This is a genomic window from Corynebacterium comes (assembly GCF_009734405.1).
Classification (GTDB): Bacteria; Actinomycetota; Actinomycetes; order Mycobacteriales; family Mycobacteriaceae; genus Corynebacterium; species Corynebacterium comes.
In genome coordinates this window covers 1,310,296-1,333,691 of the sequence record NZ_CP046453.1, presented here as the reverse complement: position 1 = coordinate 1,333,691, position 23,396 = coordinate 1,310,296, and the positions used below count along the sequence as shown (strand labels likewise).

Below are 23,396 nucleotides of genomic sequence, written 5' to 3'. Positions count from 1 at the left end.
GAAGGCAAGCCCGTGGCTCGTCATAGTAGTGGCAAGAACAATTTCGCCGTCTCCGGCTACGTCATCGTCGCCGGCGTGGTGATCCTCGCCCTCATCGCCGCACTCGTGTGGTGGTTCAGCCTCCGTGACGAATCCGATCCCGAGTCGCAGGCACAGGAGTGCATCCAGGGGGACCTCGTCCTTCCCGTCGCCGAATCATCGCCGGGTCTCGCTGAAGGCCTGATCAACCAGTGGAATGAGACCGGCCCCGTCGTCCGCGACCACTGCGTGACCGCCGAGGTGGTCGACTCCGTTGACGGCGCCGCGCTGCTGATCGCCCGGGACAACCCGGAAGTAGAGGGGATACTCGGTGAGCGTACCGTCTCCTCTACCGTTCCCGTGGACGTCTACACCGCCCAGCTGTGGACCGGCGGTGACGCCCGACTGGACGACGTCGATCCGGCAGACGTCACGTACCCCGTGGCCACGGACCCGGACAGCGCCGTCGCCGTCGCCGTCGCCTTGGCCGGCGACGGAGCCCCGGCACTCATCCAGCGCGACCGTGACATGACCATCGACTCCGACGCCGAGATCCTCGCCGTCGGCGCAGACGCAGGCGTCCACAAGGGGGCCGGCAGCACCCGCGACGTCCGGGGGGCCGAGGTGGTCACCATCGCGCACATCCTCAACCAGGTCACCGGGATCACGGAGGAACAGACCCGCGCGGCGGCCGCGTTCGCCGATTTCCACGACGCCACCGGGGACGTCCCCGCCGACCTGCCGGACCGCTCCGCTGCCTGGGCCGCCGTGACGCAGGACGTGGCGGTCGAGGAAACCACCGAGGCCGAGACCCCCGCACCTGAACCGGAGGCGAATACGCCGGTGGACACGCTCATCCTGCTCGACACCTCCGCAGGTACGACCGCCGCCTTCGGGGACCGTTCCATCTACGCGGCCTCCGCCGCCGCGCTTGCACCGATCTCCCGCGACCTGGGGGCGGGGGGCCAGCAGGTCGCCCTCTGGAACTACTCCTCCCCGCTCAACCCGGGAGTGACACAGGGTTGGCGCCGGAACGTCAACTTCTCGGACGGCGCCCAGGCCGCCGACGCAATCGTGCGCTTCGGCACCGGGGGTGTCCCGCAGACCCGCTCCGCTCTCGTGGCCGCCGCAGCCAACGCCGCGGACCAGGCACGGGCCACCGGCGAACCCGCCCGGGTGCTCCTGATCACCAGCGGCACCGCCCAGGACATGGACGACGAGTCCTTCCGCCGGGCCTACGCGGAGGCGGTCGGTGACGCCGACGTCAGCGTCGAGACCGTCCACGTCGGTGGTGGCCAGGTGGACGGCCTGCTCGCGGAACTCACCGACCACACGCAGATCGCCGACCCGGCCCAGCTCGAAGCCGGGCTGCGGGCAGCCGCCGGCCTCTGAGAATCGCCGAAGCCGCCCCCCTCCGACCGCACGTGAGCTGGGCGGGGAGGAAGGCGGCTGGGGAAAAATGGGGTCTAGCTGGTCTTACGCTGACGACGGGAGGCGAGTTCGTCCATGCCGATGACGGTGGGCTCGTTGTCGGCCTCGACCCGCTCGGAAGGGAAAGAAGCGATGGTCCCGGTGAGTTCCTTCATGATGCCCGGGACTGCGATGCCGAACACCCCCTGACCACCGCCGAGTAAATCGATGACCTCATCGGCGGAACGGCACTCGTAGACGGTGGTGCCATCGGACACCAGGGTGATCTCGGCGATGTCGCTGGCACCGCGGTCGCGGAGCTTCTCCACGGCGAGGCGAATGTTCTGCAGGGAAATTCCGGTGTCCAGCAGACGCTTGACGATCTTCAGCACGAGGATGTCGCGGAAGGAGTACAGACGCTGGGAGCCGGAGCCGCGGGCACCGCGGATGGAGGGCACGACAAGCTTGGTGCGCGCCCAGTAGTCGAGCTGGCGGTAGGTGATGCCGGCGACCTGGCATGCGATAGGCACGCGGTAGCCCACTTCCTCACCCGGACCGAGGTCGAACAGGGATTCCTGGACTGGATATTCGATTGTGCTCACGTAATTACTCCCATGGGGTTTGGAAAAGCGCCCTTTGCGTCATTAAAGTCCAAGACTAGACGAACGTCAAGGGGTAACCCGAAGACACGCCCTAAAGACACGCCTTCACCGGGAGACTGGACTCACTTCTCCTCGTCATCACCTCGGGTCGCACCGGTGTCATTTCCACCGTCATCCTCGGAGGCACCCCGCGGGCCGGGGCCCCGGAAGAAGTCAGATTCGGACATGCCCAGGGAGCGCATCATCTCCTCAAAATCGGCGTCCGCCTCAGCATCGCCGGAAGCGGAGAGATCCTCTCCCCCGTTCGGCCGGTCGGAATCGAAATGAAGGTCGAAGTATTCCGCCATGACCTCGTCCGAGACGAAGAAGGCCACCTGCGAGAGCACGTCCTCCTCCACGTGAATCTCCAGCTCAAGGGCACGGGCGACGAGCAGGGCATCGGAGGGGCGGGCATCGAGCTGCTCTCCGTCGGCCAGCACGATGGAGGCGATGAAAACACCTTCGAAGTGGCTGATGATGTTGACCGCCGTGACGCTGCCCGTGGTCCGGTTGATCAGATCGAGAAGCAGGTCAACCGTGCCGGGGCGACGCGGGGAGTAGCCGCCTTCACGCGCATCAAGTTCTGCGGCAGCCAGGGGAGAAAGCCAGATCGGCAGAATGCGGTTCTGCTCCGCCCAGCGCAGGAGCACACAGGTGAACTGCTCCGGGCCGACGGTGTGGACACCGTGAAATTCGACAGGAATCAATGTCATGAGAGCTCCTCCCGCAGGGCATTCTTGACCAGGCTGGCGTGGAGGGAGACGACCAGTGCGGTCATCTGCTGGCCCATCTCCTCGGCGCGCTGGCGGGCGGAGTCGCCTTTGGAACGGGCGACCGGGCCGGCGACCTGGCCGATGAGATCGGCCTGTCGGTTGGCGGTGTTGCGGAGTGACCTCAGGTGCCGCTCATCGAAGCCGAAACCCTTGAGCGCCTGGGCGGTGGTGACCACCCGCACGTCATCCGCGGTGAAGAAACCGGCGGCGTCGGGTTTGATCAGCCCGACCTCGAGAAGCGCGACGACATTCTCCATCGAGGCGCCAGCCTGCTCGGCGACATCCGTGTCGGTCAGGCGCGTGGCGGCCGGCGCGCGGAAGTTGTCGGCCGAGACGATCGGCTCTGTCTCGGCCGCAGTGAGGACTGCGGTGACAGTGCCGGAATCCATGCCGTCGAGCTGCTCCCGGATCACCTTCAGCGGCAGATAATTATCGCGTTGGGTGAGCAGGATGTAGCGAAGGCGCTGGACATCGTCGCCGGTGAAACGACGATAACCGGACGCGGTACGCTGCGGCGTGATGAGGCCCTCGGACTCGAGGAACCGGATCTTGGAGACGGTCACGTCCGGGAACTCGCCACGCAGCGCCTCGAGGACCTTACCGATGGACAGGGTCCTCACTGTCCGGGGTGCACCCCCGGTGGAGCCGTGTGTCGAGGTCGAACGGACGTCCGCCGACTTTCGAACAGCACTCACTGTGAACTACTTCAACCGTTCCTAGTCGTTCTTCGAGCCGGCGAGAAAGACAAGACGGAACTTGCCGATCTGAATCTCGTCGCCGGTGGTGAGCACCTGGGAGTTACGCGGCTCACGGTTGACGTAGGTGCCGTTGAGGGAACCGACGTCGAAGACCTCGAATTCACCGTCGTTGATGCGGAACTCGGCATGACGGCGGGACACGGTCACATCGTCGAGGAAGATGTCCGATTCCGGGTGGCGGCCGGCGGTGGTGATCGGCTGATCCAGCAGGAAGCGGGCACCCGCGTTGGGGCCTCGCTTGACCACGAGGAGACCTGCGCCCTCAGGGAGATTATCGGCGCCGGTTGCGGCGGGAGCAGAGCCTGCGCCGGACTCCATTTCCTTGAGAAGATCGGCGCGGAAGACCGAAGTGGTCTCGACCTGTGACTCAGGAGTACCGGTGTTCTCGCTCATTTTATAAATCCTCCGCTTTCGTCGTGACTGTGACTTGTTGCCATCATAGCGACTGCAACGACCACATGAGTGCGTCAGTGGTCGGATGTCGCACCCCGGGGGATCCCAGGGGTGCGTTGATCAGCGGAAAAGGTTGCCGATCCCGGACATCACCGAGTTGCCGGACCCCGCCAGCGGGTTGTCGGAGACCATGTAGGTCCAGGTTGCCGAGGGTCGCGCGAGGCCCCCGTCGACCAGGTGCGCGCCATCCTCGTCGATGTGGACGGTGGCGAATGTCTCCGCCGCCTTGTCGACGGCCCGTTGCGCCAGGTCCTTGAACTCGCGCACCGCGATGCGGTGGTACTCATCGATGGGAGTTTCGCGGGCGATGGCACGCAGGTGGATGGATTCGCGCACGTCATCCATGACGGCGAGGTGCTCCGCCCACTCGTCATCGAGGTGGAAGAGCATGATGTCGCGGGCCGCCTGCACCCGGGTGGCCTCAGCCAGGTGCGCCAGCTCCGCCGCACGCTCCGGGTGGCGTTCCGCGAGTTCACGCCACGCCTGATCGCTGTCGAGCAGCCGGGCGCGTCGTTCGTCGATGGTGACGCGCTGATCAGCGAGCAGCTGGTTGTACTTCCACGTCTGGGAGTGGATCTCCAGGAGCTGCCCCTCGGTGACGCGCTGGCAGTGCCCGACCCAGTCACGGATCCGCGCTGAATCTATGAGGCCGCTCGGGTCGGGCTGGGCGGTCACGGAGTCACCCGCACCGCCAGAGACGACCACGTCGTCCTGCAGCGACACGAAGAACACCGACAGCCCCGGATCCCCCTGGCGCCCTGCGCGTCCGCGCAGCTGGTTGTCCAGGCGCGCGGTGCGGTGGCGGGAGGTGCCGATCACCGCCAGACCACCCAGCTCCGCGACGGCCTCGTGATCCGCCTGGTCGGCCCCGCCCAGGCGGATGTCCGTGCCGCGTCCGGCCATCTGGGTGGACACGGTGACGCGCCCCAGGTCGCCGGCCTCGGCGATGATGCGCGCCTCCTCCGCGTGGTTCTTGGCGTTGAGGACGTTGACCTCGATGCCCAGATCGGTCAGGGCCTCCGCGAGCGCCTCAGACTCCGCGACGTCGTGGGTGCCCACGAGAACCGGCTGGCCGGTGGAGTTCAGGTGGGCGATCTCCTCGACGATCGCCCGGTTCTTGTCTGCGATGGTGGCGTAGATGCGGTCGGCCTCGTCGAAACGCGTCAGTTCCTTGTTCCGGTCGATGACGGAGACGTGCAGGTCGTAGAACTGCCGCAGCTGGTCAGTGGCCTCCACGGCGGTGCCGGTCATGCCGCACACCATGGGGTACCTGCGCATGAGGGCCTGCAGGGTGATGGTGTCCAGGATACGGCCCCCCTCGGTGACGTCGAGACCTTCCTTCGCCTCCACGGCGGCCTGCAGGCCGTCGGGCCAGCGCTGCAGGTCCGCGACGCGGCCGCGGGAGGCGTCGACGAGCTGCACTTTGGCGTCGGCGACGATGTAGTGGATGTCGCGGATGAGCAGCGCCTTGGCGTGCAGTGCGAGGTTCACCTTCACCAGGGTGGTGCCGATGTGCTCGTCGTCGTAGAGCGAGTCGATGCCCAGGGCACCCTCGATGCGGTCGGCGCCGGCGTCGGTGAGGAAGACGTTCCGACGGTCGTCGTCGATGGTGTAGTGCTCCCGCTCCCGCAGGTGCCGCACCACGTCGGTGATCTGGCCCGCCGTCTCCAGTCCGGGGCGGCTTCCTGCCAGGACCAGGGGGACGAGGGCTTCGTCGACAAGCACGCTGTCGGCCTCATCGACCAGCGCCACATCCGCGGGGGCCTGCACGGCGTCCTCGCGGCGGGTGATCTGGTGATCACGCAGGACGTCGAATCCGATCTCGTTGACCGGACCGTAGACGATGTCGGATGCGTACGCTTGTCGACGCTCCTCCGGATCCGATTTCTCCGTCACCGAGGCCACGCGCAGGCCGAAGAACTCGACCAGGGGGCGCATCCACTCGGCGTCACGCTCCGCGAGGTAGTCGTTCACCGTGATCACGTGGACGCGCTTACCCGTCAGCGCGAAACCCGTCGCCGCCATCGCGCCGACCAGGGTCTTGCCCTCGCCGGTGGCCATCTGGATGACGTCGCCCTCCACCAGACGGAGCACCGCCTGAGACTGGACCGGGAAGGGCGCCAGGCCCAGGGTCCGTTCCGAGGCGACGCCCAGCAGCGCCAGAAACGCCGCCGGATCGGAGATCTCACCGCCTGCGGCGAGTTCCCGGGCGCGTTGGGCGAGGGCGGCGTCGTCAAGCCGGGTCAGCTCAGCGGTCTGCGCGCCGACGTCCTCGACGATCGCGCGGCTGCGCTTCTGATTACGGGTCGATTGGGCCCCCATCGCCCGCCAGAACCAGTCGAATGCCACGTTGAACCTTCCTGTGGGCCTGCAAGTACTGGTCACCACCCTAGTTGAGACGGGTGGCTATTCTTGGGGACATGCATTCTGTGAGCGTGAAAATTCCCTCCGCACGGGGGACGATGATGGCCGGCACGATCGATTACCCGGACTCCCCGCCCATCGCCTACGCGGTGTTCGCGCACTGTTTCACCTGTTCGCGGCACGTGCCCGCGGCCTCGCGGGTGTGCAAGACGCTCGCCGAGCACGGGATCGCCGCGCTGCGTTTCGATTTCCCCGGCCTCGGCCAGTCAGAAGGTGACTTCGGCGACACCACGTTCACCACCAACGTCGACGACATCGTCGCAGCGAGCAGGTGGCTCGCCGACAACCACGAGGCCCCGCAGCTCCTCCTCGGACACTCCCTCGGCGGAGCCGCCGCCCTCAAGGCCGCGACCCTCCCGGAGATGGCCTCCATCGCGGCCGTCGCCACCCTCGGCGCCCCCTTCGACCCGGCGCACTCCGTCCTCCACTTCGCCGACCGCGTCCACGAAGCCGAGAAGGAGGGCTCCGTCACCGTCACCCTCGCGGGCCGGGACATCAACATCTCCCGCGAATTCCTCGAGGACCTCGCGGACAACAACCCCGAGGCCTACCTGCCCACCCTGCGCAAGCCGCTCATGCTCATCCATTCGCCCGTCGACCAGACCGTCGGCGTGGACAACGCGCAGAAGATCTTCCGGGTGACCCGCTTCCCCAAGTCCCTGGTCACCATGGACAAGGTCGACCACCTGTTCACACGCGGCGACTCCGCCCAACAGGCCGGCCACACCATCGCCAGGTGGGCACGGCCCTATCTCCGCCCCTCCCACGAGGCCCCGACGGTGGGAACCGACGAAGTGAGGTCGCACGTCGCGGCCGGCACCAAATACGGTGTGGTCCTCAACTCCCGCGCAGGCGAGCTCAAGGCCGACCTGCCCAAGACCAGCGGCGGCAAGGGCCTGGGACACTCCCCCGTCGACCTGCTCATGTCCGCGCTCGCCGCAGCCTCCACCCACGCCATCCGGGAGGCCGCCACCGGCATGAAACTCGACGACGTCGAGGTCACCATCATCAACGCCTCCCGCAATGTCTTCGAACGCAAGATCGCCCTCTACGGCGACCTCAGCGACGCCCAGCGCCGCAGGCTCATCAACGCCGCCCGCACCTCCCCCGTCGAGGCCATGCTCGCCGGCGCCAAGATCATGGACATTCCCGCATGAGGTGCCCCTGCAACACAGGCCTGAGCTACGACGAATGCTGCGGCCGCTACCACGCCGGCGCCGTCGCCCCGACCGCCGAGACACTCATGCGCTCCCGATTCACCGCCTTCGTCACCCGGGACGCCGGGTACCTCCTGCGCACCTGGGATCCCGACACCCGACCCTACGACCTGACCCTGGTGGATCTGCCCGTGCAGTTCTACCGCCTGGACGTACTGGAGGTCGTTGGCGGCGGCCCGCTCGACCAGGAGGGCGTCGTCGAGTTCGAGGCCTTCTACAAGGGATCGCCGGCTGGTTCGCAGCGCGAGCGTTCCACCTTCCGCCGCATCGACGGGGCCTGGTTCTACACCGCCGGAGATGTATCCTGACCAGCGGATTCGCCTAAAGGGATCACATTGTTGTAACCTGAACAACGTTGCACTTCAGGTGCGACGGCGGACTGTGGCGCAGTTTGGTAGCGCACTACACTGGGGGTGTAGGGGTCGCAGGTTCAAATCCTGTCAGTCCGACAAATAGCAGGTCAGAGGGTATAGAATTACCTTCTGACCTGTTTCGCATTTCCGAGAGCCGGGGCCACCATGATCACCCCCCTGACCTACGACACCTTCGACGAGTTCATCCACCGGGACGGGCTGGTCCTGGTCAATTTCTGGTCCACCTCGTGCGGGCCGTGCCTGCGCTTTCACCGGATCTTCAAGGCTGCCGCGGAGGCGGTTCCCACGGTGTCCTTCGGGGACGCCGAGGTGGAGATCCAGCAGCTGCTGGTCAAGGACCTGGAGAGCTCCACCATCCCCGTTCTGCTCATCTACCGGGACGGTGAGTTGATCTACCGGGACCCCACTCCCCGCCCGGAGTCCGGCACCTTCAGCACGATTCCGGACGCCCCGCGGTTCCTCGACCTCATGTACCGCGAGAAGGAGTTCACCGCTTTCGTGCGGAGTCTGTGACCGTCGGGTCTTGACCCCGCGGGGTTCTGCACGCCAGGCCAACTGTCCCCGCACCGGTCCGCCGCCACCCCATTGCCAAGCACGCACCCGCCCTCTATGGTCGAGATCACACAGAAACTTTTCCGGTCAAAACCATGTGGGAGACACTCATGAGCGACACCCCTGCGGGCTACAGCTATGACGAAGAGCTGCCGGCCTCCCCCGTTACTGAAGACCAGCTCAATAAACTACTCACGGACGTCATGTGGTCGGAGGCCGATGTCGCGGCGATCAGGCGTGCAGGTGAGATCCTCAAGCCTCGCGTGGCGGAGCTGATGGACGTCTGGTACGGCTTCATCGGTTCCACTCCGCACCTGGTGTCCGTCTTCCAGGGGGCGGACGGCCAACCGGACGGCGATTATCTCGCTGCGGTGCGGGAACGCTTCGAACGTTGGGTGGTTGACCTGTGCACACGCGACTTCGATGCCCGGTGGCTTGCGTACCAGGAGGAGATCGCGCTCCGGCACCACACGAGCAAGAAGAACCGGACGGACAACGTGGACTCACCGGTCCCCCATGTACCGATGAGCCATATCTTCGCCCTCGTCGTGCCGGTCACGCTGTCGGTGCGGCAGTTCCTGGCCGAGGACGGCACGGACGAGGCCGAGGTGGAGGCCATGCACCAGGCGTGGTTCAAGGCGGTGACGGTCACACTGGTGTTGTGGACACGCCCGTTCGCCGGGGACCTCTGGTAGCGGGTCGGCTCAGCCCAGGAACGCCTTGTCGGAGAGCGTCGCTCCCTTGATCTTGGTGAACTCCTGGAGCAGATCCTTCACGGTGAGCCTCGACTTCACGTCGGAGTCGGCCTCGTAGACGATGCGCCCCTCGTGCATCATGATCAGGCGGTTGCCCAGCCGGATGGCCTGTTCCATGTTGTGGGTGACCATGAGGGTGGTCAGCCCTCCTTCGGAGACGATCCTTTCGGTCAGGCCGGTGACCAGCTCGGCGCGCTGGGGGTCGAGGGCGGCGGTGTGCTCGTCGAGAAGCATGATCCGGGGGTTGGTGAACCCCGCCATGAGCAGCGACAGTGCCTGGCGCTGGCCGCCGGAGAGCAGGCCGACCTTCGCGGGCAGGCGGTCCTCGAGGCCGAGCTCGAGGGCGGCGAGCTTGTCCACGAACTCTTCACGCCGCTTCCGGTTCAGGCCCCGTCCGAGCCCCCTGCGCCTGCCGCGCAGGAGCGCCAACGAGAGGTTCTCCTCGATGGTGAGGTTCGGGGCGGTGCCCGCCAGGGGGTCCTGGAAGACGCGGCCGACGTAGCGGGCACGCTTGTACTCGGGAAGCCTGTTGACCTTCTTGCCGTCGATCTGCACGGTGCCCGAGTCGACGAACAGACGTCCGGCGACGGCGTTGAGCAGCGTCGATTTGCCCGCACCGTTCGAGCCGATGACGGTGACGAAATCGCCTTCCTCGAGCGTCAGGTTCAGGCCGTCGAGTGCCACGCGTTCATTGACGGTGCCCGGGAAGAAGGTCTTGGAGATGTTGTCTACGGTGAGCATTCCTAGACCGCCTTTCCGGCCGGGACTCTGGCGCCGACCGCGGTGGCGGGTCTGCGTCCGAAACGACTGGTCAGGCCCTTCCAACGCGGTACCAAAAGGGCGATGATGACCAGCAGGGCGGTGATCAGCTTCATGTCGTTGGGGTCGAGGCCGACCTGCAGCGCCAGGAAGATGATGATGCGGTAGATCACGGCACCGACGATGACGGCGAACACCCCGATCCACAGCATCCGCTGGCCGAGGATGGCCTGGCCCAGGATAACCGAGGCCAGTCCGACGAGGATGAGGCCGATGCCCATCGAGATGTCGGCGAAGCCCTGGTACTGCCCGACGAGCGCGCCGCACATGCCGACGAAGCCGTTGGACAGTGCCAGTGTGAGGGTCTTGGTGAAGTCCGTCGACACGCCGAAAGACGTGATCATCTGGCCGTTGTCGCCGGTGGCGCGCAGGGACAGGCCCAGGTCGGTCGTGAGGAACCACACCACGATCAGGCCGAGCAGGGAGACGAGGACGGCGATGATGGCCGCGCCGGCCCAGGTGCCCAGAATGCCGGCGTCGCGGAGCGGGGTGAACAGCGTCTCCTGGCGGAGCATCGGGATGTTCGCCCCGCCCATGATCCGCAGGTTGATCGACCACAGGGCGATCATGGTGAGAATTCCCGCGAGCAGGCCGTCGATGCCGCCCTTGGTGTGCAGCAGCCCGGTGACCGTACCGGCGAGAAAACCGGTGACAAAACCCGCCAGGGTGGCCAGCACCGGGTGCCAGCCGTTGAGGATGCCCACGGCAGCGGTGGCCGCCCCCGTGGTGAAACTGCCGTCGACCGTCAGATCGGGGAAGTTGAGGACCCGGAATGTCAGGTAGACGCCCAGTGCCATCACCCCGTAGATGAGGCCGACTTCGACGGCGCCGATCATACGGTCTCGGCCTCGTCGAGGATCGCCTGCGGAATGGTCACGCCCTGACGCTGCGCGGCGTCCTCGTTGATGACGTAGGTGAACTCGGTGGCCTTCTCCACCGGCATGGTGGCGGTGTCCTCGCCGTCGCGGAGCACCCGCAGAGCCATCTCGCCGGTCTGGCGGCCCAGCTCGGTGTAGTCGATGCCCAGGGTGGCCACTGCGCCGCCCTCGACGGTGCCTGCCTCGGCCGCGATAACCGGGATCTGCTTCTGCTCGGCGACCTGGACCAGGGAGGCGATGCCGGCGACGACCATGTTGTCGGTGGGGACGTAGATGGCGTCGACGTCGCCGAGGGCCTCGACGGCCTGCTGGATGTCGTTGGCGGTGGTGACGGTCTGCGTGGTGATCTCCAGGTCGCGCGGGCCGGCGGCCTCCCGGGCAGCCTCGACCTGAACCTGGGAGTTGACCTCGCCGGAGGCGTAGACGATGCCGACGGTCCGGGCGTCCGGGACGAGCTCCTTGAGCAGGTCCAGCTGATCCTCGATGGGCGCGACGTCGGAGGTGCCGGTGACGTTGGCGCCCGGGGCCTCCTCAGAATCGACCAGCTCGGCGGAGACGGGGTCGGTGACGGCGGTGAACAGGACCGGGATGTCGGTGATGTTCTGGGCGGTGGCCTGCGCGGCCGGGGTGGCCACGGCGAGCACCATGTCGAGGTCCTTGCCGGCGAACTGCTGGGCGATGGTCAGCGCGGTGGCCTGCTCGCCGTTGGCGTTCTGCTCGTCGAAGGTGACGTCCACCCCTGCGTCGTCGAAGGCCGCCTTGAAGCCGGCGGTGGCGGCGTCGAGGGCCGGGTGCTGGACGAGCTGGTTGATGCCGATGGTGTAGGAACCGTCGCCCGAGGCGTCCGTGGAGGTGTCGGAATCAGAGGAGCAGGCGGTCAGAAAGAGGGCGGCGGCGCTGAGGCCGGCCGCCACCTTGGTGCGAGATGAGAACATGAGTGGTTCCTTCCGGGGCCAGGTGTGATCTGCTACGTAGTTCAATCTACTTAACTACCATGTCACACCCGCTACGACCCGCCTTAAAGAATCATGAGCCGAACGCCCTGGTGCCGGGACGCGGCTCCCCCGGCTCCGCCGTCGGCGGGGGAACGGGCTCCCGGACGACCAGGCACCCGGGCTCGATGGTCACGGTGAATGCGGAGACCTCGCCGACCTCGTCACCGTCGACCTCGAAGACCTCCGGTTCCGCGAGGGTCACCTCGAGGCGGGTACCGGTGGCGTAGCGCAGGGATTCGATGTCATTGTCACCGCCGGTGACCTGCTCATCCCGGCGCGCCAGCCGGTTGCGCGTCTTCCTGCCCATGTGGAGTGCCAGCTGTCCGACGATCTGCAGCCAGCCGGGCAGTCCTGTGGGGCGCAGTGAGACGACGTCGAAGTGGCCGTCGTTGGCCACGGCGTCGGGAAGCAGCGGGATGCTGCCCACCAGGTCGCCGCAGTTGCCCACGATGAGTGAATGCACGCGGGTCTGCCGCGCCGGGCCGTGGTTCAGCTGCCAGGTCAGACGGATGCGGCGACCGCCGGTGAGGGACTTGGCGATGCCCACGCCGTAGGCCAGGAACTTCACCCGCTTCTTCAGGTCCTCGTCGGTGTTGACGATCATCCCCGCGTCCACGCCGATGCCGGCCATGACCATGAAGTCCAGCTCCTCGGATTCGCCGTCGGGTCGGGTGAGCAGGGCCGTGCAGACGTCGATGCGCGTGTCCTGCCCGGCGAAGGCGGTCTCCACCGCCTCGGGGATGTCGAGGGGCAGTTTCAGGTTGCGGGCCAGCAGGTTGCCGGTGCCTGCGGGGATGACGGCTAGCGAGACGTCTGTGCCGCGCAGCGCGGCGGCCACGGCCCGGACCGTGCCGTCTCCCCCGGCCGCCAGCACCATGTGGTGGCCGTCGTCGGCCGCCCGTTGTGCGGGGCCGAAACCGGGGTCCTCCACGGAGGTCTCCAGGAAGACCGGTTCCTGCCAGCCGTGTTCAGCGGCGGCCGCGACCACCAGGCGTTTCAGTTCCTCGGTGTCGCCCTTGACGGGGTTGAACACCACGGCCACGCGACGTGCGGAATCGTTGGGACTCATAAGCCCCCACGCTACACACCGAAGAAGGCCCGTACCTCTGTTGTGGCGATGTCCGGCCACACGTGTGCGCCGCCGCCCACACGCAGGTGGACCAGGGGAAGTCGGCAGCCCAGCCAGTGCTGTTCGAGGACCTCCTGGCTCCTGCGGGTGATCACAGTCCCCTCGCAGCCGTTGCGCCGGGCCACGCCGTCGAGGACCTCCGGAACGGACTCGTAGCCCATGCCGTGGCGTCTGCCGCCGTGGTAGGCGATGACGTCGTCGTGGGTGCCGTGGATGTCCAGTTGGGCGACCGGCTGCTCCGCGCAGTCCGCGTGGATCGACTCGTAGTAGGCCGCGCCCACCGGGGCGACCGCGCGGAAGGTGTCGGGCATGCGGCAGCTGAGGTAGGCGGCGAATCCCCCGCCGTTGGAGAAGCCCGTGGCGAAGATCCGCCTCCGGTCGACCGGGTAGGTGGACACCACGTCGTCGAGCAGCGCGCGCACGAAGGCGAGGTCCTCCTTCCCGCTCGTCTTCGCGTAGGGCGCCGGGGCCCAGGCACGGTCGACGCCGTCCGGGTAGATGACCACCGCCCGGGCCCCGCTCAGTCCCGTGGTCTCCTCCAGCGCTGCGGCAGTCCCGTCCCAGCCATGGAAGGCGAAGATCACCGGCCACTGCTTTCCGCGGTAGAAACCCTCCGGGGTGGACAGGCGGTAGTGACGATCCCGGCCGTCGACGGTGAGCGTGGCCTGGCGGGTCTTCTGCGGGGAGCCGACGCTTCTTGACGCCGTGGTCTCCCTCTGCTCCCCCTGCGGGCTGCTGCACCCCGCGAGCAGCAGCGAGGTGAGGACAACAAGGGCAGGCGCGAACCTCATGCGCGGCCCCTCGCCCAGGCCGTCCACAGGTCGGTGTACCGGCCACCCCGGGCGACCAGCTCGGCGTGCGTGCCGCTTTCCACGATCAGTCCCTCCTCCATCACGAGAACCTGGTCTGCACGCGCAGCCTGATCCAGCCGGTGCGCCACCACCAGGGCGGCGCGGTCGCGTGTGGCCTCCTCGGCCGCCGCCTCCAGGTCACCGGCGCCGGCGGAGCCCGATTCGGCGGTGGCCTCATCCATGACGACCACCTTCGGATCCAGCAGCAGGATACGCGCCAGCGCCAGCTGCTGGGCTGCCACGGGGTCGAGCTGGTGGCCGCGGGCACCGACCTCGGTGTCCAGCCCCTCGGCGAGCTCCGGGAACCAGTCCGCGCGGACCCGTCGCAGTGCGTCGATGAGCTCTTCGTCGGTGGCCTCCGGCCTGGCCAGGGTGAGATCCTCGCGCAGGGTGCCGGAGAACACGTGGACGTCCTGGGAGATCATGGCGAGGCGGGCGACGCGCTCGGCGTCGGAAAGCGAGGACACCTCGACCCCGTCGATGGTGACAGTCCCCGCGTCCGGAATGCGCAGCCCGGCCAGGAGCGCGGCGACGGTGGTCTTGCCGGCGCCCGATGCGCCGACCAGCGCAACCGTCTCGCCGGGGCGGATGCGCAGTGAGACGTCACGCACGGCCCAGCCGGAGCCGTAGCTGAAACTGACCTGGTCCATGACCACCTCTCCCACCTTCGCCGGGGCCCCGGAATCCGGGACAGCGGCGGGTGGGTCGATGACCACGCCGACGATGCGGGTCAGCGACGCGTACCCGGACTGCACCGTGTCCAGTACCCGCATGAACATCATCAGCGGACCGCGCAGGCGGATGAGCATGAGCATCGCGGCGGTCACGGCGCCGACTGTGAGAGCTCCGTCGCGGACGGTCAGGAATCCGACGATGAGTCCACCGGCGAGGATGAGGAACTCCGCGACGGACATCCACACCTGGAGGGTGATCATCGAGAGGCGGGCGGAGAACCCGTTGTCCACCACCGCCTGCGAAGCCTGGCGGATGTTCTCGTGCATCCTCGCCTCCATCCGGTAGGCGCGGACGGTGTGGCGGCCGTGGATGGCTTCGAGCAGCCTGCGGGCCCGGTCCGCCATGGACGCCCGCTCCGCGGCATACCGCCCCGGCGCGATCCGCAGGTAACGGCGGGCGGCGAAGAAGTAGATCGGCGCGACCACCACCAGGATCAGCAGGAACTGCAGGTTCAGCGACACCAGTGCCACGGCCGTGGCCAGGATGGTGAACAGTGAACTGCTGAGGATGGGGACGGTCTCCGTCACCGCCGAGGACAGCTGGGAGACGTCGTCGGTGGAGCGGGACACCAGGTCACCGCTGCCTGCGTCCTCCACCCGGTGGACCGGCAGCCCCAGGGCGGTACCCACCATCTCCTCGCGCAGACTCGCGATGATCCGCTCACTGAGCCGGGAAACCAGGAAGAACCCGAGGGCACTCAACACGGCGCCGGCGACGGCCGCCAGTACCAGCCACACGCCGGCCGTGAGGAGACCGGTGCCTTCCTGGATGACCAGGTCGACGATCCTGCCCAGTTGCCAGGGGATGGCCACGTTCGCCCCCGCACCCAGGCTGAGCAGCAGGACCGACACCAGTGCCTGTGCCCGCGCGCCGGGCACTGCGCTGATCTGTCGGCCCACCTCCCGGCGGACCTGGGCGAAGTCTGCCAGCGGGAATCTCAGGTCGCTCATGCGATCAGCTCTTCCGCGCTGGCGACCACCCGGTCGGCCACCGCCTTCCATGCCGGGGCGTCGGTGAACACCACGGTTGTCCTGCCCTCCCGGATACCGGCCACCCGCCCGCTGATCCGGGTTTCCGTCACCGAGTCGACCGCTGTGGTGGGATCCTGCAGAACGAGTACGTCTGAATCGGCGGCGACGGCACGGGCCAGCGCCACGCGCTGTCGCTGACCGCCGGAGAGGTTCCGGCCGTTCTCCCCCACCTCACGTTCCGGGCCGCCGGGGAGATCCTCCACCGCCGCGGTGTGCAGCGCGGCCCGTGCCCGGTCAGCGTCCGGATGCACGTTGTCCAGGACGGAGCCCTCGAACAGGTCCGCGGAATGGGGCGCGACGATCACCCGGTCGCGCGGGGCCAGGATGATCTGTTCCGGAGCTGGAGCCGTCACCACGGACAGGCCGAGGGGCAGGGGCGGCACGTGGGTACGTTCCGGGCCCAGCTCGTAGGGGGCATCCAGGACCTCCCTGATACGGGTCGCCGATGCCTGCGCCGCGGCCCACCGCGAGGCGATGTTCTTGCCCAGCATCGTCATCGGCATGATGATGAACTGCGTGAGCCCGATGATGGTGATCAGTTCGCCGATGCTCAGGCGTCCCTCGAGCGCCAGCCATGCCGCCGTCACCGCGATGACGATCACGTAGAGGGAGCCGGTGGTGTCGGTGGTGACGTTGAGTCGGGCCTGGGCTGCATTGGCGTCGACGGTGCGTTCATAGGCCTCGTCGGACACGGAGCGGTAACGCCCGCGGACGATGTCCACGGCGCCGAGCCCCTTGAGGATCCGCAGGCCCTGCACGACGTCGGTCGCCGTGGCGGCCGCCCGGGCCAGCGCGCGCTGCCGTTTCGTCGACCTGCGGCGCAGCGGTCCTGCGGCCTTGAGCGCGACCCACACGATGACCGGCCCCCCGACGATGACGGCGATGCCCAGCGGCACGTTGATCGTGAGCATGACCGCACCCACGTAGAGGATGGAGGCCACCTCCGCCACGGGGAACACCGTCATGAACACCGCGTCAGCCACCCGCTGGGTGTCCGAGGAGGCGATCGACAGCAGTTCTCCTGCGGTGCGACGCCGCCCGCCCACACCGCGCGGGTGCTGAATCCGGTCGGTGACCTCCATGCGCAGGTCATGGCCGATCACCAGCATCGAGCGGTTGAGCAGCCGACGGCCGAACCAGCTGGCCACGATGCCGACCAGGAAGGTCCCCGCGAGCACCCCGATCCACATCCACAACCGCCGCGGGTCGAGCGTCGCGACGGCGTCATCGATGGCCTGCCCGATGATCACCGGCGATAACCCGTTGCTCAGGAAACTCACCGCCATGAGGAGCCCGGAGGGAACGGTCCACCGCCACCGGGACATCACCGTCCTGGGCAACCAACGTGGATCGTCAGCTGCGGGAAGTCGATTCATGATGATCAAGCATACGACAGGTAACTTTGTCCCCGTGCCACGCGATTCCCTCTCCCGGCCCGCCTCCGCCAAGGATGCACCGGAATTTCTCGACGACGCCCACCGGTACCGCTCCGCCTCCGCCTTCCGGACCGGCGCGGACACCTACGACAATGTCCGACCCGGCTATCCGGCGGACGTCGTCGACCTCGTGGCCGGTCACCACACGGTTCTGGACGTCGGCGCCGGCACCGGCAAGCTGACCGCCCAACTCATCGGCGCCGGTCACGACGTCCTCGCATCCGACCCGAGCGCCGACATGGTCCGGGTCCTCTCGCGTCTGGGCATCCCGGTCTGGCGGGCCACCGCCGAGGCCACCTCGCTTGCCGACGCCGCCGTCGACGCCGTCACCTGCGCCCAGACGTGGCACTGGGTGGATGCCCGGACCGCCTGCGCCGAGCTGGACCGCGTGGTGCGTCCCGAGGGGCGGGTGGTGCTGGTGTGGAACAACCTGGACGTCTCCCACCCGTGGATTCTGCGCCTGGCCCGCATCATGCATTCGGGCGACATCCAGCGCCCCGGTTTCCTGCCCGAGGTGCACCCCCCCTGGCGGATCTCCTCCGAACTGCGCACGGGTTGGGTCCAGCATCTGCGTACCGGCGACGTGCACCGGCTCATGCAGACCCGCTCCTACTGGCTGCGTTCCCCGGAGAATATCCGTGAGCGGATGACCCGCAACCTCGACTGGTACCTGTTCGACCGTCTCGGATTCCAGGAGGGACAGCTGCTGCCGATCCCCTACCGGACGGATGCCTTCGTGCTGTCCAGAGCGTGAAGACAGGCCGGATTCAGGAGGTTGGCGGACGGCATCTTCCACCTGTCAGTTTGCTGAATTTTCCCGGACTTGTGGACATGGCAATACTAAGCCTGGCAAGATAGTTTGTGTCGCAAAAAGTGACCTTAACCACAATGAAAGGTTCCTCATGAAGCGCATCATCGCAGCAGCCGGCGCAGTCAGCCTTGCCCTTGCCCTCGGAGCTTGTGCAGAGTCGACCGACTCTGACGAGTCTGCGGCCACCACCACGGCAACGATGGAGGAGACCACGACGACTGAGGCAACCGAGACCACCGAAGTAACGGAGACCACCACCACCGAGGCGGACGCCGCCACCACCGACGTCGTGGACACCGCGGTCGCAGCTGGGGACTTCACCACCCTGGCCACGGCCCTGGGGGCCGCAGGCCTGGTGGAGACCCTCAAGGGTCCGGGACCGTTCACGGTCTTCGCCCCCACCGATGAGGCCTTCGCCGCACTGCCGGAAGGCACGCTCGACGAGCTCCTGGCGGATCCCACCGGCGACCTGGCTGAGATCCTGAAGTACCACGTCATCGAGGGTGAGGTCATGGCCGCCGACGTCCTCGAGATGGACGGCGAGTCGGTCCAGACCGTCCAGGGCGCGGAGCTCACCATCGAGGTCGAGGGCGATCAGGTCACCCTGGTCGACAACTCGGGCAACCGTGTCAATGTCGTCGACACTGACGTCGACGCGAGCAACGGCGTGATCCACGTCCTCGACGCGGTGCTTCTCCCCACCCTCTGATCACTGACACCCCACAACGATGCCCCCGACCGTGAAATCCGGTCGGGGGCATCGTTGTGGAACGACTTACTTACGCTGACGGCGTTCGCGCACACGCACGGCGATGCGGACAGGCGAACCATGGAAACCGAAACGCTCGCGGAACTTGCGCTCCAGGTAGCGGCGGTAACCGGCGTCAAGGAAGCCGGTGGTGAACAGCACGATCACCGGCGGGCGGGTCGACGCCTGGGTGGCGAACATGACGCGCGGCAGTCGACCTGCCTTCATCGGCGGCGGGTTGGCCGCGATGGCCTCGCGCAGCCAGTTGTTGAGCTGCCCGGTGGAGATGCGCTTGTCCCAGCTCTCGAGGGCCTCGATCATGGCGGGCTCGAGTCGTTGCAGGGAGCGACCGGTCTGCGCGGAGACGTTGATCCGGGTCACCCACGGCAGGTGGAGCAGCTGCTGGTCGATCTCGCGGTCGAGGTCGTCACGACGGTCCTCGTCCATGAGGTCCCATTTGTTGAAGGCGATGACCAGCGCCTTACCGGCGTCCAGCACCATGGTCAGGACGCGCTGGTCCTGCTCGGAGATGGGCTCGGAGGCGTCGATCAGCATGACACACACCTCGGCGGCGTCGATGGCCGAGCGGGTACGCAGGGATGCGTAGTACTCGTGTCCCTGCGCGGTATGGACCTTCTTGCGGAGACCCGCGGTGTCGACGAACTTCCACAGCTTCTTGTCCAGCTGGACGAGGGTGTCGACCGGGTCGACGGTGGTGCCGGGGACGTTGTCGACGACCGAGCGCTCCTCCTTGGCCACCTTGTTCAGGAGCGAGGACTTGCCCACGTTCGGCTTGCCCACCAGGGCCACGCGGCGCGGGCCCTCGACGATGGATGCGCGGCGCGGCGTCTCAGGGAACCGTGCCAGCACCTCATCGAGCACGTCGGCTCCACCTCGGCCGTGGAGCGCTGAGACCGGCCACGGGTCGCCGAGACCCAGGGCATAGAACTCGGCCATGTCGGCGTAGAGGTTGTCGGAGTCGAACTTGTTGGCCACCAGCAGGACCGGGACATCGGCCTTCTGCAGCATCTTGGCCATCACGGCGTCGGTTTCGGTGATACCCACCTTGGTGTCCACGACCATCACGATGACGTCAGCCGTCTCCATGGCCACCTCCGCCTGACGGGCGATGGCCCCGTGGATGCCCTTGACGTTGGGATCCCAGCCGCCGGTGTCCTGCACCAGGTAGCGGCGGCCGTTCCACTCCGCGAGGTAGGAGATACGGTCGCGGGTCACACCCGGGAAATCCTCGACGACGGCCTCCCTACGGCCGATGAAGCGGTTGACCAGGGTCGACTTACCCACGTTGGGGCGGCCGACGACGGCCACGGTGCACAGTTCCTCCTCGAGGTGCTTCTCGTTCTCGATGCCCAGGCGGTCCTCGAGGGCGGCCCACTGCTCCTCGGTCATTTCCTCGAATTCGAAGTCCTCGGCGTCGAAGTCCTTCGAGGCCCACCCTTCGCCGGGCGCGAGCTCTTCTTCATCGACGAAGACGCCCTCGGCGTCCATTTCTCCGCCGTCGGCAGTGTGGAAGACGAACTGGGTCTCGTCCTCGTGGTTGTTCTGTTCAGTCATCGGGAGGACTCCTTCACGAGTTCGATGAGGGTCTCGAGCACCTGGTCGAGGGTCATCTCGGAGGTGTCGATGATGGTGGCGTCCTCAGCGGGACGCAGGGGTGAGGTGGCACGGGACGAGTCCATCTCGTCACGACGGATCACGTCCGCCAGCACGGTGCCGAAGTCGGCCTCCCGGCCGGCGGAGCGGTCCTGCTGGTAGCGACGACGGGCACGCACCTCGGCCGAGGCGGTGAGGTACGCCTTCGCGGGGGCGTCGGAAAGCACGACGGTGCCGATGTCACGGCCTTCGACGATCGCACGCTGCGCGTCGACGGCCAGCCGGCGCTGGAGGGCGACGAGGTTCTCGCGGACCTCCGGCACGGCGGAGACGGCGGAGACGTTCCGGGTGACCTCCGCTCCGCGGATCTCGTCGGCGACGTTCTCCCCGCCGAGCAGGACCTCGGTGGAATCGGGGTCGTTGTTCACGGACAGGGGCAGGTCGCGGGTGACGTCGATGACCTTCGCCACGTCTGCCGGATCCACTCCCGCGCGAAGCACAGCGAGGGTGGCCACGCGGTACATGGCGCCGGTGTCGATGTAGCAGGCGTCGAGACGCTTGGCCAGTGCCCGGCAGGTGGTGGACTTGCCGGTGCCGGAGGGGCCGTCGACGGCGAGGATCAGGCCACCGTCGGGCATGTTCGCCAAGGTCACATTCCCACCACCTTGTACAGGGAGGTCAGCTCGGAATCGTTGAGGGCACGCAGGCTCCCCGGCTTCTGCTCGCCGAGCTGGACGGTGTGGATCTTGGTGCGCACCAGGCGCTCGACCGGGTAACCGGCCGCCTTGAGCATGCGACGCACGATGTGCTTGCGGCCCTCATGGAGCTCGATGCGCAGGAGGGAGTGCCCCTCGTGGGTGTCCACGATCTGGACGTAGTCGGCCTTGGCCGGGCCGTCCTCGAGCTCGACGCCGTCCTTGAGGGTGCGGATGAGCTTGCGGTCGGCCTCGCCCAGCACGGTGGCCAGGTAGGTCTTGACAACCTCGTACTTCGGGTGCATGAGGCGGTTGGCCAGCTCGCCGTCGTTGGTCAGCAGCAGCAGGCCCTCGGTGTCGGCGTCGAGACGACCGACATGGAAGAGGCGCTGGCCGGAGGCGATCTTCTCGGCCACGATATCGCCCACGCAGTAACGGCCCGCGTCGTCGGACATGGTGGACAGGACGCCACGGGGCTTGTTGAGGATGAAGTACTCCAGGTCCTCGTTGACGTTGATGCGCACACCGTCGACGCGGATGACGTCGACGTTCGGGTTGACGCGCGTGCCCTGGACCTTCACGACCTCGCCATTGACCTCGACGCGGCCCTTCTCGATGAGGACCTCCGCGTGGCGGCGGGAAGCGACACCCGCCTGGGCGAGCACCTTCTGCAGGCGCATCCCCTCGGCCCCCGGGGCGTTCTCGCCCTCGAAGAGCCAGTCCGCGCCGAGACTCTCGGCGACGGAGCGGGCGGAGACGGCCTTCTGGCGGCGCTCATCGGCGGTGACATTCTGACGGCGGGCGGGGCGGGCGTTGGACAGCGGAATCTCGGATGCACGGGGCTTTTTGCCCTGGTTTTCCGGTGTGCCGTCACGGCGAGCGGGTGGAGTCACGGGAATCGTGTCCTTCTCAATCGACTATGAAGTTGGTTCTGATACACCCTACCGGACGGAGGCCTAAAACTCCTCGTCGATGGAGTCCACGTCGGGTAGCAGCGGAGCCAGGTCCGGCAGCCTGTCCAGCGAGTCGATCCCCAGAAGTTCCAGGAAGAGTTCGGTCGTGGTGTAGCGGTGGGCTCCGGTCGACTCCTCCACGTCGACCTCCCTGATCAGCCCCCGAAGCTGAAGGGTGCGCATGACGCCGTCGACGTTGACGCCGCGGACCGCGGAGATCTGCGACCGGGTCGCCGGCTGACGGTAGGCCACCACCGCCAGGGTCTCCAACGCGGCGCGGGAGAGTTTTGTCTGGGTGCCGTCCAGCAGGAAATGCTCGACCACGGGTGCGTTCACGGGGCGGGTGTACAGGCGCCACCCTTCTGTGTTCTCCCGGAGGTCAAAGCCGGAACCACGCTCATCGAATTCCGCCGACGTGGCCCTGAGCACGCTGAGGACGGTGGCCTCCTCCGCATCCAGCACGCGTGCCAGAGTGCCGACGGTCACCGGCGAGTCAACGACCAGCAGGACCGATTCGAGTCGGGCGCGCAGCTGACTGATCAGGGGAAGCTCGCTCACAGTCGACCCCATTCCGCCCATGAGCCCTCGTAGACCGCCAGGTCCCGGTAACCGGCGACGGTGGCCGCCAGCGCCGTGACGCATGCGGTGACCCCGGAACCACAGGAGAAGGTCAATGCCTCCTCCTTGTCGACGACCTCATGGAACAGCTCCCGCAACTCCCCTTCCGGAAGCATCCGCCCGGCACCGTCATAGACCCGGACGTAGGGCAGGTTGACCGATCCGGGGATGTGCCCGGCCCGCAGGCCTGCGCGGGGTTCCGGCTCGGTGCCCGCGAAACGACCCGCCGAGCGTGCGTCAACGATGAGGCGGTCGCCTTCGGCCACGCGGGCGGCGTTGTGCAGCAGATGGGGCCGGCCTCCGGCGGTGAGCGTTCCCCGCCCGGTCGGCCGGACCAGTTCTTCGACCGCCCCGCCGGCGAGACGCCAGGCGGGCAGGCCGCCGTCGAGGACGCGGGCGTGGATGCCCGCAACCTCCGCCAGCCACCACACACGCGGGGCTGTCGCACCGGCCTGATCGTCGTAGATCACCACCGTTGTGCCGTCCGATACCCCGTAGGACCCGAAGAGTCCGGTGAGGTCCATGGGCGCGGTGTGCGGCAGCGGGCTGTCCCGGTCGGAGAAATCCCCCTCCAGATCAGCCAGGTGCGATCCCGGGATGCCGAATTTCGGTGGATGCGGCCCCATGGAGGCGCACAGGATGACGGGCGGGTTGTCGCGCAGCAGCGTCGCGAGTTCCTCTGCCGTGATCAACGGATTCATGCCAGTC

24 protein-coding genes and 1 tRNA gene are annotated in these 23,396 nt (G+C 67.3%); 8 read left to right on the top strand and 17 right to left on the bottom strand.

Annotation, left to right across the window (positions count from 1 at the left end; translation table 11 throughout):
* The first annotated feature begins 12 nt into the window (after nt 1–12).
* Nucleotides 13–1,410 carry a hypothetical protein gene (locus CETAM_RS06440; protein WP_156228060.1) on the top strand — a complete coding sequence of 466 codons (1,398 nt, stop codon included), beginning with the start codon at nt 13–15 and terminating at the stop codon, nt 1,408–1,410.
* Between the two features lie 74 nt (nt 1,411–1,484).
* Here CETAM_RS06440 and CETAM_RS06435 read toward each other — a convergent pair whose 3' ends face one another.
* From CETAM_RS06435 to secA2, 5 genes are all read right to left on the bottom strand, one after another.
* Entirely contained in the window at nt 1,485–2,030 is a 546-nt protein-coding gene (locus CETAM_RS06435) for a MerR family transcriptional regulator (RefSeq protein ID WP_156228058.1), read from the bottom strand.
* Between the two features lie 122 nt (nt 2,031–2,152).
* Nucleotides 2,153–2,782 carry a bifunctional nuclease family protein gene (locus tag CETAM_RS06430; protein ID WP_156228056.1) on the bottom strand — a complete coding sequence of 210 codons (630 nt, stop codon included), beginning with the start codon at nt 2,780–2,782 and terminating at the stop codon, nt 2,153–2,155.
* Nucleotides 2,779–3,537 carry a transcriptional regulator FtsR gene (gene ftsR, locus CETAM_RS06425; RefSeq protein ID WP_197085812.1) on the bottom strand — a complete coding sequence of 253 codons (759 nt, stop codon included), beginning with the start codon at nt 3,535–3,537 and terminating at the stop codon, nt 2,779–2,781. The genes CETAM_RS06430 and ftsR overlap by 4 nt, the downstream gene beginning before the upstream one ends.
* Before the next feature lie 21 nt (nt 3,538–3,558).
* Complete coding sequence (gene odhI, locus CETAM_RS06420; protein WP_156228054.1) at nt 3,559–3,993, bottom strand: oxoglutarate dehydrogenase inhibitor Odhl; 435 nt, start codon at nt 3,991–3,993, stop codon at nt 3,559–3,561.
* Between the two features lie 120 nt (nt 3,994–4,113).
* On the bottom strand, nt 4,114–6,402 hold the full coding sequence (secA2, locus tag CETAM_RS06415; RefSeq protein ID WP_269076387.1) for an accessory Sec system translocase SecA2: 2,289 nt from the start codon (nt 6,400–6,402) through the stop codon (nt 4,114–4,116).
* Between the two features lie 86 nt (nt 6,403–6,488).
* Here secA2 and CETAM_RS06410 point away from each other — a divergent pair, with 86 nt between their 5' ends.
* The 5 genes from CETAM_RS06410 to CETAM_RS06390 all read left to right on the top strand — a co-directional run bounded on the left by CETAM_RS06410 (nt 6,489) and on the right by CETAM_RS06390 (nt 9,315).
* Nucleotides 6,489–7,634 carry a bifunctional alpha/beta hydrolase/OsmC family protein gene (locus CETAM_RS06410; RefSeq protein ID WP_330221209.1) on the top strand — a complete coding sequence of 382 codons (1,146 nt, stop codon included), beginning with the start codon at nt 6,489–6,491 and terminating at the stop codon, nt 7,632–7,634.
* On the top strand, nt 7,631–8,002 hold the full coding sequence (locus CETAM_RS06405) for a YchJ family protein (protein ID WP_156228049.1): 372 nt from the start codon (nt 7,631–7,633) through the stop codon (nt 8,000–8,002). Before CETAM_RS06410 ends, CETAM_RS06405 begins: the two co-directional genes overlap by 4 nt.
* Nucleotides 8,003–8,069: 67 nt before the next feature.
* Nucleotides 8,070–8,143, top strand: a tRNA-Pro gene (locus CETAM_RS06400).
* Nucleotides 8,144–8,212: 69 nt separating this feature from the next.
* On the top strand, nt 8,213–8,581 hold the full coding sequence (locus tag CETAM_RS06395) for a thioredoxin family protein (RefSeq protein ID WP_156228047.1): 369 nt from the start codon (nt 8,213–8,215) through the stop codon (nt 8,579–8,581).
* A gap of 149 nt (nt 8,582–8,730) precedes the next feature.
* Entirely contained in the window at nt 8,731–9,315 is a 585-nt protein-coding gene (locus tag CETAM_RS06390; RefSeq protein WP_156228045.1) for a protoglobin domain-containing protein, read from the top strand.
* A gap of 9 nt (nt 9,316–9,324) precedes the next feature.
* Here the strand turns inward: CETAM_RS06390 and CETAM_RS06385 are convergent, their stop codons facing one another.
* The 7 genes from CETAM_RS06385 to CETAM_RS06355 form a co-directional block, all read right to left on the bottom strand.
* A complete protein-coding gene (locus CETAM_RS06385; RefSeq protein ID WP_156228043.1) occupies nt 9,325–10,116 on the bottom strand; it encodes an ABC transporter ATP-binding protein in 792 nt (263 codons plus the stop codon).
* A gap of 2 nt (nt 10,117–10,118) precedes the next feature.
* Nucleotides 10,119–11,030: an ABC transporter permease gene (locus CETAM_RS06380; RefSeq protein WP_156228041.1), complete on the bottom strand. Its 912-nt coding sequence runs from the start codon at nt 11,028–11,030 to the stop codon at nt 10,119–10,121.
* Complete coding sequence (locus CETAM_RS06375; protein ID WP_156228039.1) at nt 11,027–12,007, bottom strand: ABC transporter substrate-binding protein; 981 nt, start codon at nt 12,005–12,007, stop codon at nt 11,027–11,029. Before CETAM_RS06375 ends, CETAM_RS06380 begins: the two co-directional genes overlap by 4 nt.
* Nucleotides 12,008–12,098: 91 nt before the next feature.
* Nucleotides 12,099–13,136, bottom strand: coding sequence for a diacylglycerol/lipid kinase family protein (locus tag CETAM_RS06370; RefSeq protein ID WP_156228037.1), 1,038 nt, complete (start codon nt 13,134–13,136; stop codon nt 12,099–12,101).
* Between the two features lie 11 nt (nt 13,137–13,147).
* Nucleotides 13,148–13,987 (bottom strand): alpha/beta hydrolase family esterase, encoded by an 840-nt coding sequence (locus CETAM_RS06365; RefSeq protein WP_156228035.1) that lies wholly within the window; start codon nt 13,985–13,987, stop codon nt 13,148–13,150.
* The gene (locus CETAM_RS06360; protein ID WP_156228033.1) at nt 13,984–15,732 is read right to left on the bottom strand and encodes an ABC transporter ATP-binding protein; all 1,749 of its coding nucleotides are present in this window, start codon (nt 15,730–15,732) and stop codon (nt 13,984–13,986) included. The genes CETAM_RS06365 and CETAM_RS06360 overlap by 4 nt, the downstream gene beginning before the upstream one ends.
* Nucleotides 15,729–17,189, bottom strand: a complete 1,461-nt coding sequence (locus tag CETAM_RS06355; RefSeq protein ID WP_156228031.1) for an ABC transporter transmembrane domain-containing protein — start codon at nt 17,187–17,189, stop codon at nt 15,729–15,731. The genes CETAM_RS06360 and CETAM_RS06355 overlap by 4 nt, the downstream gene beginning before the upstream one ends.
* Nucleotide 17,190: 1 nt before the next feature.
* On the opposite strand from CETAM_RS06355, the gene CETAM_RS06350 reads away from it, so the two are divergent.
* The gene (locus CETAM_RS06350; RefSeq protein WP_156229405.1) at nt 17,191–18,003 is read left to right on the top strand and encodes a class I SAM-dependent methyltransferase; all 813 of its coding nucleotides are present in this window, start codon (nt 17,191–17,193) and stop codon (nt 18,001–18,003) included.
* A gap of 148 nt (nt 18,004–18,151) precedes the next feature.
* A complete protein-coding gene (locus tag CETAM_RS06345) occupies nt 18,152–18,769 on the top strand; it encodes a fasciclin domain-containing protein (RefSeq protein WP_156228029.1) in 618 nt (205 codons plus the stop codon).
* 66 nt (nt 18,770–18,835) lie between these two features.
* Here the strand turns inward: CETAM_RS06345 and der are convergent, their stop codons facing one another.
* The 5 genes from der to CETAM_RS06320 all read right to left on the bottom strand — a co-directional run bounded on the left by der (nt 18,836) and on the right by CETAM_RS06320 (nt 23,389).
* A complete protein-coding gene (gene der / locus CETAM_RS06340; protein ID WP_156228027.1) occupies nt 18,836–20,383 on the bottom strand; it encodes a ribosome biogenesis GTPase Der in 1,548 nt (515 codons plus the stop codon).
* Nucleotides 20,380–21,075 (bottom strand): (d)CMP kinase, encoded by a 696-nt coding sequence (gene cmk, locus CETAM_RS06335; RefSeq protein ID WP_156228025.1) that lies wholly within the window; start codon nt 21,073–21,075, stop codon nt 20,380–20,382. The genes der and cmk overlap by 4 nt, the downstream gene beginning before the upstream one ends.
* Nucleotides 21,072–22,010, bottom strand: a complete 939-nt coding sequence (locus CETAM_RS06330) for a pseudouridine synthase (protein ID WP_156228023.1) — start codon at nt 22,008–22,010, stop codon at nt 21,072–21,074. The genes cmk and CETAM_RS06330 overlap by 4 nt, the downstream gene beginning before the upstream one ends.
* Nucleotides 22,011–22,073: 63 nt before the next feature.
* A complete protein-coding gene (scpB, locus tag CETAM_RS06325) occupies nt 22,074–22,640 on the bottom strand; it encodes an SMC-Scp complex subunit ScpB (protein ID WP_156228021.1) in 567 nt (188 codons plus the stop codon).
* Nucleotides 22,625–23,389 carry a sulfurtransferase gene (locus tag CETAM_RS06320; RefSeq protein ID WP_156228019.1) on the bottom strand — a complete coding sequence of 255 codons (765 nt, stop codon included), beginning with the start codon at nt 23,387–23,389 and terminating at the stop codon, nt 22,625–22,627. The genes scpB and CETAM_RS06320 overlap by 16 nt, the downstream gene beginning before the upstream one ends.
* Nucleotides 23,390–23,396: the final 7 nt, after the last annotated feature.